The sequence below is a fragment of the Chloroflexota bacterium genome (genome assembly GCA_020161265.1).
GTDB lineage: Bacteria > Chloroflexota > Chloroflexia > Chloroflexales > Herpetosiphonaceae > Herpetosiphon.
In genome coordinates this window covers 640376-647229 of record JAIUOC010000002.1, presented here as the reverse complement: position 1 = coordinate 647229, position 6854 = coordinate 640376, and the positions used below count along the sequence as shown (strand labels likewise).

6 protein-coding genes are annotated in these 6854 nt (G+C 47.8%); 1 reads left to right on the top strand and 5 read right to left on the bottom strand.

The window, feature by feature from the left end; all coding sequences use genetic code 11:
• Positions 1 to 456 precede the first annotated feature (456 nt).
• From LCH85_07180 to LCH85_07170, 3 genes are all read right to left on the bottom strand, one after another.
• A complete protein-coding gene (locus tag LCH85_07180) occupies positions 457 to 1737 on the bottom strand; it encodes a hypothetical protein (GenBank protein MCA0351764.1) in 1281 nt (426 codons plus the stop codon).
• A gap of 200 nt (positions 1738 to 1937) precedes the next feature.
• Positions 1938 to 2285 (bottom strand): hypothetical protein, encoded by a 348-nt coding sequence (locus tag LCH85_07175; GenBank protein ID MCA0351763.1) that lies wholly within the window; start codon positions 2283 to 2285, stop codon positions 1938 to 1940.
• 59 nt (positions 2286 to 2344) lie between these two features.
• Entirely contained in the window at positions 2345 to 3061 is a 717-nt protein-coding gene (locus LCH85_07170) for a serine/threonine-protein phosphatase (protein MCA0351762.1), read from the bottom strand.
• Positions 3062 to 3174: 113 nt separating this feature from the next.
• Here LCH85_07170 and LCH85_07165 point away from each other — a divergent pair, with 113 nt between their 5' ends.
• A complete protein-coding gene (locus tag LCH85_07165; protein MCA0351761.1) occupies positions 3175 to 4188 on the top strand; it encodes an MBL fold metallo-hydrolase in 1014 nt (337 codons plus the stop codon).
• A gap of 69 nt (positions 4189 to 4257) precedes the next feature.
• Here the strand turns inward: LCH85_07165 and LCH85_07160 are convergent, their stop codons facing one another.
• Together LCH85_07160 and folP are read right to left on the bottom strand one after the other, a co-directional pair.
• On the bottom strand, positions 4258 to 5178 hold the full coding sequence (locus LCH85_07160; GenBank protein ID MCA0351760.1) for a cytochrome c biogenesis CcdA family protein: 921 nt from the start codon (positions 5176 to 5178) through the stop codon (positions 4258 to 4260).
• 3 nt (positions 5179 to 5181) lie between these two features.
• Entirely contained in the window at positions 5182 to 6438 is a 1257-nt protein-coding gene (gene folP, locus LCH85_07155) for a dihydropteroate synthase (protein ID MCA0351759.1), read from the bottom strand.
• Positions 6439 to 6854 lie beyond the last annotated feature (416 nt).

Sequence of the window (6854 nt, the reverse complement as noted above, 5' to 3'; positions counted from 1 at the left end):
CGAGTGCAGAAATGTATGAGAGGCACCGTCGAGACGAGACGGGAACTGGGTTGCTGTGGAGGCCGTGTGAACGGTAGAGCAGACAACAACAGACAGCCGAGCGATCATCGGTTGCCGCGCGTCGGCAGGACGCGGGAGGGCAATGGATGGCGGAGGGCAGGCAGGACTGGGAATGATGCGAGCGAATGTGCATGATGAACGTCGTTGAGGAATGGGTGGTTGGAGTGAGGGCAGCCAAATTGGTACGTGTCGAGGTGGTTGTGACCCACGCTGCTCCATCCCGAACCAGGCCGTGAACGCGACACACACCGAGGCTACTGCAGCACCCGCTGTGGGAACGTAGGGGGATGCGTACCGCTCCAAGCAACACCGTGAGATTCCTCGCGGTGTTGTTGTTTTAGCATCGTAAGGATCGAAAAGCCATGGATATAACTCCATGGCTTTTTTGGTTTGAGCTTATGGTTGATAGAAGACGCTGTAATTGAGATTGTTGGTTTGGAGTTGCCAGCCATCGCGTTGAAGTACTGTGGCTAAGGGGCTGTTATTTTCTGTAATGGCACAGCCGATTGTATATTGATTAAATACTGCTTGATAATCGCCTGTGTTTTCTAGCGCAACATTGGTTTGGATAAAATCACGGCTATATGGATCAAAACGATTATCAATAAATACGGGCTTTTGGGGCAGGAACCAGATTAATTCGCCGCCAATATCGTAGCTATTGTACATATTGCCGGGGCATTGCCCCAATGCTGCGAGAATTGGCTCAGAAAGCAGTGGTTGGCGTTGGTTCCAGACAAAAATCGCTAATCCGATTGCAATTATGCTGGTAATGCCAACTAATCCCCACTGCGTTGGCTCGATCTTACTGGTTTTGACAGTAATTGCTTGTCTGGGTGCTAGCATTTGTGCTAGACATAACACTGCTAGGCCATCAAAAAAGATGCTTTGACGTACTGAACGAAATGCCATAAAACCAAATAGAATTGTTGCTAAGAGCAAAAACCAATCGTAGCTTGTGCTTGGCTTGAAGCGCTTTTTATACCAAACAATTCCAATTAAACCAATTAAAAGAAAGAATGGATAACTGTTGATACTCGTGATACTTTGGCTGCGCCATTCTTCAATAAAGCTATAGGTGCTGTTATCTAAGGAATTGAGCGTAAAAAGCCAAAGTTTATAGCCATGTGGATTAGCCATGGTTGCAATAACTGCTGCTGTGCCAATCATCAGCCAATGGATAATTGCCTCACGTTTGATTAGCGCTGCAATACCAACCAACCCAAGCAGCACAATCCCAATTACAAAACCAGCATGTAAATTTGCCCAAACTAACATAAACGGTACAATCCACCAGTGCAATTTTGGTTGGCGAATCAGCACAATTAAACTGATAAATAGAAAAAATGAGATAATTTGTGGCCGAATACTCCAGGCATTAATATTATCAATAACGCCTAAAGTTATGAGAAATAAGGTTAATTTAGATCCACTTGGACTAATTCGATAGATAATTAACCATGTGAAGGTTACCAGTAATGCAAATACGATCACTAGTAAACTCAGTCCACCAATTGAATAAATCAGATACATTAATAATTGGGTTAGCCACTCATGATTGGGCCAATAGGCATTGAGGTTTGTCCAACTGTAGAGATCGTTGGTAATAATGCTTTTTTGTTGAAAAATATCTTGACCTGTACGTAAGAGCCACCATGTATCGCTGCCAAAATTCATACAGGCGCTCATGGCAAAAATCAATATAAATGCAATCAGGGTTAGATAATTTTGTTGAAGCAACCAATTTTTTAAGGCTTTGAGCATCATAATCCTCGCTAGGCATTGACGGCTGAATACGAGGATTATACTGGATATGAGGGTTAAACCGCCAAGCCTACTGGTTAATCATCGTGATTAATCCAAGTAGGCTTGGTTGTTTAGTGGTTGATCGTCGAAAGTACCCGATTTAGTACATCGTTGATCGAATGTTTGGTTGTATCGAGGTAAATATCGGCAGCAGCTCGCGCTTCTTGTAAACGCTGTTGCTGCTGGTTGTGCAACCAAGCAGGGAAACTGGGGCGGCCACGTTCATGCACGGCTGGTAAATCTACATCAAGATAAATTAAGTAGTTGGCTTGATGTTTGCGCCAAAGCCCACGAATGCCCGAATGTTCTTGAGCAATTACTCGCGCTTGAATTCCATGGGTTTCTAAACCTTGGCGTAAGGTCGATTTACCTGCGGCACATGGCCCCACAATTACCACTGTTTCAGCTTGATTACCCATCGGCGGTTCCTTTCAGCGTATCTGCTGACCGCCAGCTTGGTAACGATGAAGCCTGTGAATTAGGCTCGTTCGACCGGAAAACATACGGTCATGCGGCGAACTTTATTTTCCGACTCCATCGGTAAGGCGGCCATCACGATCACGCTCATATCGTCGTTCGGTCGATTTTGATCAAGTTCCACGGCACGTCCTAGTAAATCATCGGTAACTTCTTGGGCTGTTCGTCCTTGGCGAACATTAAAATTGCCAAGATAGTTGTCTAGCTCAATACTTTCGTTATAGCGTCGGCCTGCATGTAGAATGCCATCGGTAAACACTACCACATACACATAAGGCCGTAGGCTAATTTTGGTGATGACTGGTTTGGTCATCGAGTAGAGCCCAATTGGGGTCGATGGCTCGTTGTAGGTCGTCATCCCCTGCTCATCGATCACATAAAATGGGCAAGGGTTATTTCTTGATACTAACACACTTCGCGCTGAAAGATCTACTGAAAGTATATTAAGCGTTGCTGAGACTTGCCCATGACGATAGGCATACAGGTAATCGTGAACCGCGCGAGCAACAGCACCATCGCGTGCTCCATCTTTGAGCATTGAAATTGCCCTGGTTGTTACAAGGTTACTCAGGGTCTTGGCTCCTCGCCCACTACCTTGCCCATCAGCCAATACAAACGAAAATCCGCCATGCGGTCGTTCGATCATCTCAAGGGTGTCGCCGCTTTCGGGGGTGGCATATTTGCCAACTTTTGCAACACCAACTTGCAGTTCCAACATAACAATCCTCAGATTTCTAGTATTGATGGTGCGATTGCCTTACTTGCATCATACCACGAGACAGCCCGCCTTGGGTGCGGTACAATTGGCCTAGCAACAGAAAGGAGGTCGCTGTGGATCAGCGTGTTTTACGATTTGAAACACATACTGGGGTGCGCATCTACAGCCTTCCTGTAGAGGTTTTCCCTCAATTTTATGCCAATGTGTATCTGGTGGTCGCCGATGGTTTGGTCTGTTTGATCGATACTGGCTCTGGCCATGGTAATTCCAACAACGATCTCGTCGCTGGCTTTGCAACAATTCAAGCTCAATGGGGCGAGAAGCTGAGTTTGGCCGATGTTAATCAGATTATTTTGACTCACGCCCATATTGATCATTTTGGTGGTTTGGCCTTTATTCGGCAATTTACCCAAGCTCCGACTGCTATCCACATTGCTGATCGGCGGGTGATTACCAATTATGATGGGCGCTTGTTGTTTGCTTCGAAGGCATTAAGTCGCTTTTTGCGCCATGCTGGGGTTTCAGCTGAGCAACATCAGCATTTGATGGGTATGTATTTGCATAATAAAGATGCGTTTCGGCCCCAGCCGATTGAGCAAACCTTTGAAGATGGCGATCGGCTTTGCAATTTGTTTGAGGTTATTTACACCCCTGGCCATTGCCCGGGCCAAGTTTGTTTGCGTTTGGATGAGGTGTTGTTTAGTGCTGATCATATTTTGGCGCGAACCGCTCCCCATCTTGCGCCCGAAATGATTACCCCAGGCACAGGCTTGGAGCATTATATTAGTGGCTTGCGCCAAGTTGCCAAACTTGATGGCATTGAATTGACCTTGGGCGGCCACGAGCAGCCAATCGAAAACTTAGCCCAGCGCTTAGAGCAAATTTTCGCTTCTAATCAACGTAAAATCGATCGGATTAGCGATTTGCTCAAGGCCCAGCCGCAAACTGTGGCCCAGCTTAGCGCCGCCATGTATCGTGGTTTACAGGGCTACGATCAGCTATTGGGCATCGAAAAAGTGGGCGCATTCGTTGAATATTTGTATTTGCGCGGCTATGTGCGGCCAGTCAACATCGCCCCCGACAACGACGACCGCGACCCGATTAATGTGATGTATGAATTGTTTTAAGTGTTGCCCTCACCCCAACCCTTCTCCCCCCAGCGGGAGAAGGGCAGTTTGGCTTGGTGTGCTCCCTGCTTACTCGCCAGTAAAGAAGGTTTGAATATCGTATTGCACGTTGTTGGCCCATTTGCTAATGGGATTATCGAGGGCAATATCATTCAATGTGCTCATTTGGCCAGTCACTAGCAAAATCCCAACCGCAATCAACAACACGCCGCTGATCACGCTGGTGGAGTGCAAAATCACGACGCGCTTGCCGATATTAAACTCCAAAGCCCGCCCACGCAGAAGCTTCCAGCCCTTGGAGCCTTGGCCAAGTTTGTTGAAGAAGGTCGCCACGATCATCAAAGGCAAGGCTAAGCCAAGCACATAGATAAAGGTCAAGGTTGCGCCAGCAATAATCGAGGCTCCGGTTGAAATCAGCAAGGTCAAAATTGCCCCAAGAATTGGCCCAATACAAGCTGTCCAGCCCAGCGCAAAGGTTAATCCATACAGATACGCGCTGCCAACGGTGGCGCTGGAGCTACGTTTGATATTCGCTCCGGTGAAGCCAATCCCAAAAATGCTCATCACACCCATGACAATGATAATCACCCCGCCAATTTGGGCGAACAAATCTTTGTTGGATGAAATGCCGCGAATGGCTTGACTGGTGGCCGTAATCGCCATTCCCAACACCACCATCGTGGTTGCCAAGCCCGCAAAAAAAGCTAGCGATGAGATAATTGTACGTTGGCGTTTTTGCGCGAGGCTTTCATCACCAGCACTATTGATTCCAAACGTCCAAGCGAAATAGGCTGGTAGCACGGGCAAGGTACAGGGCGATAGAAACGATAAAACGCCCGCCATAAAGGCCGGAACCGCCAAGGTAATCACATTTTGGCCACCTTGAGCGACCCCAATTAGCAAAATGGCGGCTACCACAAACACGGCTAGCCCAATGATAGCCATGGTAAACAGTCGGGAGGGTTGGCGCTGGGTTTGCGCTTGTTGCATATTCTATCCTTCGTGACGAACTAAGGCATCGGTCATTCGACAAACATCGACCATTGCCGCAACATCGTGCACCCGCACAATATCGGCTCCTGCTTGAATCGCATAGGCCACGGTGGCGGCTGTGCCCCACAGGCGTTGCTCAACAGGTCGGTTTAATGTTATCCCAATCATGGATTTTCGGCTAGTGCCGACCAACAACGGGTAGCCTAAGCTGGCAATTGTTCGTAGTTGACGTAATACTTGTAGATTTTGTTCAGGGCTTTTGCCGAAACCAATGCCTGGGTCAAGCACAATTAAATCGTTGGCAATGCCCGCTTGCAGGGCAAAATCGATGCTTTGGCGTAATTCGGCACAAACTTCGCCGATAATATCGCCATATTCGCTAGCAGCGTAATTTGTGCCATGAGCAAATTGCTCAACCATGCTGACTCGATTGTGCATCAAAATGATCGGAACTTGGGCTTGTGCCACTAACTGCGCTAGCGCCGTATTCCAGCTGCCATCGGCTTGGCGCAAACCCCAAATATCATTAACAACGTTTGCCCCAGCTTCAAGCGCAGCCGCCACAACCTCAGCTTTGTAGCTATCAATCGAAATTGGCAATTGGCAAACGTGACGAATCGCTTGAATCGCTGGCACAACCCGCGCAATCTCCTGATCGATGCTCACAATACTGGCACCAGGTCGCGTCGATTCGCCGCCAACATCCAGAATATCGGCTCCTGCAGCGGCAAACTCAAGCGCTTGTTGCTGAATCTGGCTGGTTTCGGCCTCAAGCAAGCCATCGTTGGAGAAAGAATCGGGGGTAACATTGACAATACCCATCACCAAGGTTTTTCGACCCCAATCCCATTGAGTTGCACCAAGTTTGAGGCTGCCCCGCGCTTGATTGTGTAACAGCAACGCACCAATTTGTTGGGCTAAAGCTTGTAAGGCAGGCAAGGGAATCGCTTGAAACTTGCCACATAAGGCTCGCCACGAGCGTTCATTGGCCCACGCCAGCAGATTAGTTGGCTGCGTGCTTTGGCCGAGATAGACGTGTGGGCTGACCAAGGCATCGCCATCGAGCGCCAATAATTCTTGCTTCACAATCATGGCCGTATGCGGATCAACCTGATCGCAATGCAGCATAATCAAGTTGGCTTTGGTCAATACTCGTTCAGCAGCATTAGGATAAGTTTCAATTTGGGCGATCACCTGCAACAGTTCTTGGCGTTGCTGGGGATAATATTGACGGATGTTATAGGCAAATTCAGGCATGATCGAATCTTTCGTGCTAAGCCATGGCTATTCTAGCTGATATATCGCTGCGTGCGACTCAGTTCAATAGCTGATTTTACGGGTTAATCCTCATTCTGCCCAATCAGCAATAGCGATGTCGATCCACGAAGGCCACGAAGGACACGAAGTTGGGTTTTAGGCTTTTGGTTTTAGGCTATTGGCTAGCGGAACAATTGTTGGCATTTCCACCCAATCTTCGATAGCCAAAAGCCAAAAGCCTATAGCCTTCGTGCCCTTCGTGGATCAATCGCCCTAAATTTCTATATTCTATGTTCTTTGTTCTATCCTTCATCCCTCATCCCTCATCCTTCATCCTTCATAATTTATCGGGCCTCCCCCACATGTGGGACGGCTATGCTATAATCTGCGCTTGGATTGAGTTTTTGAAGCTGTCT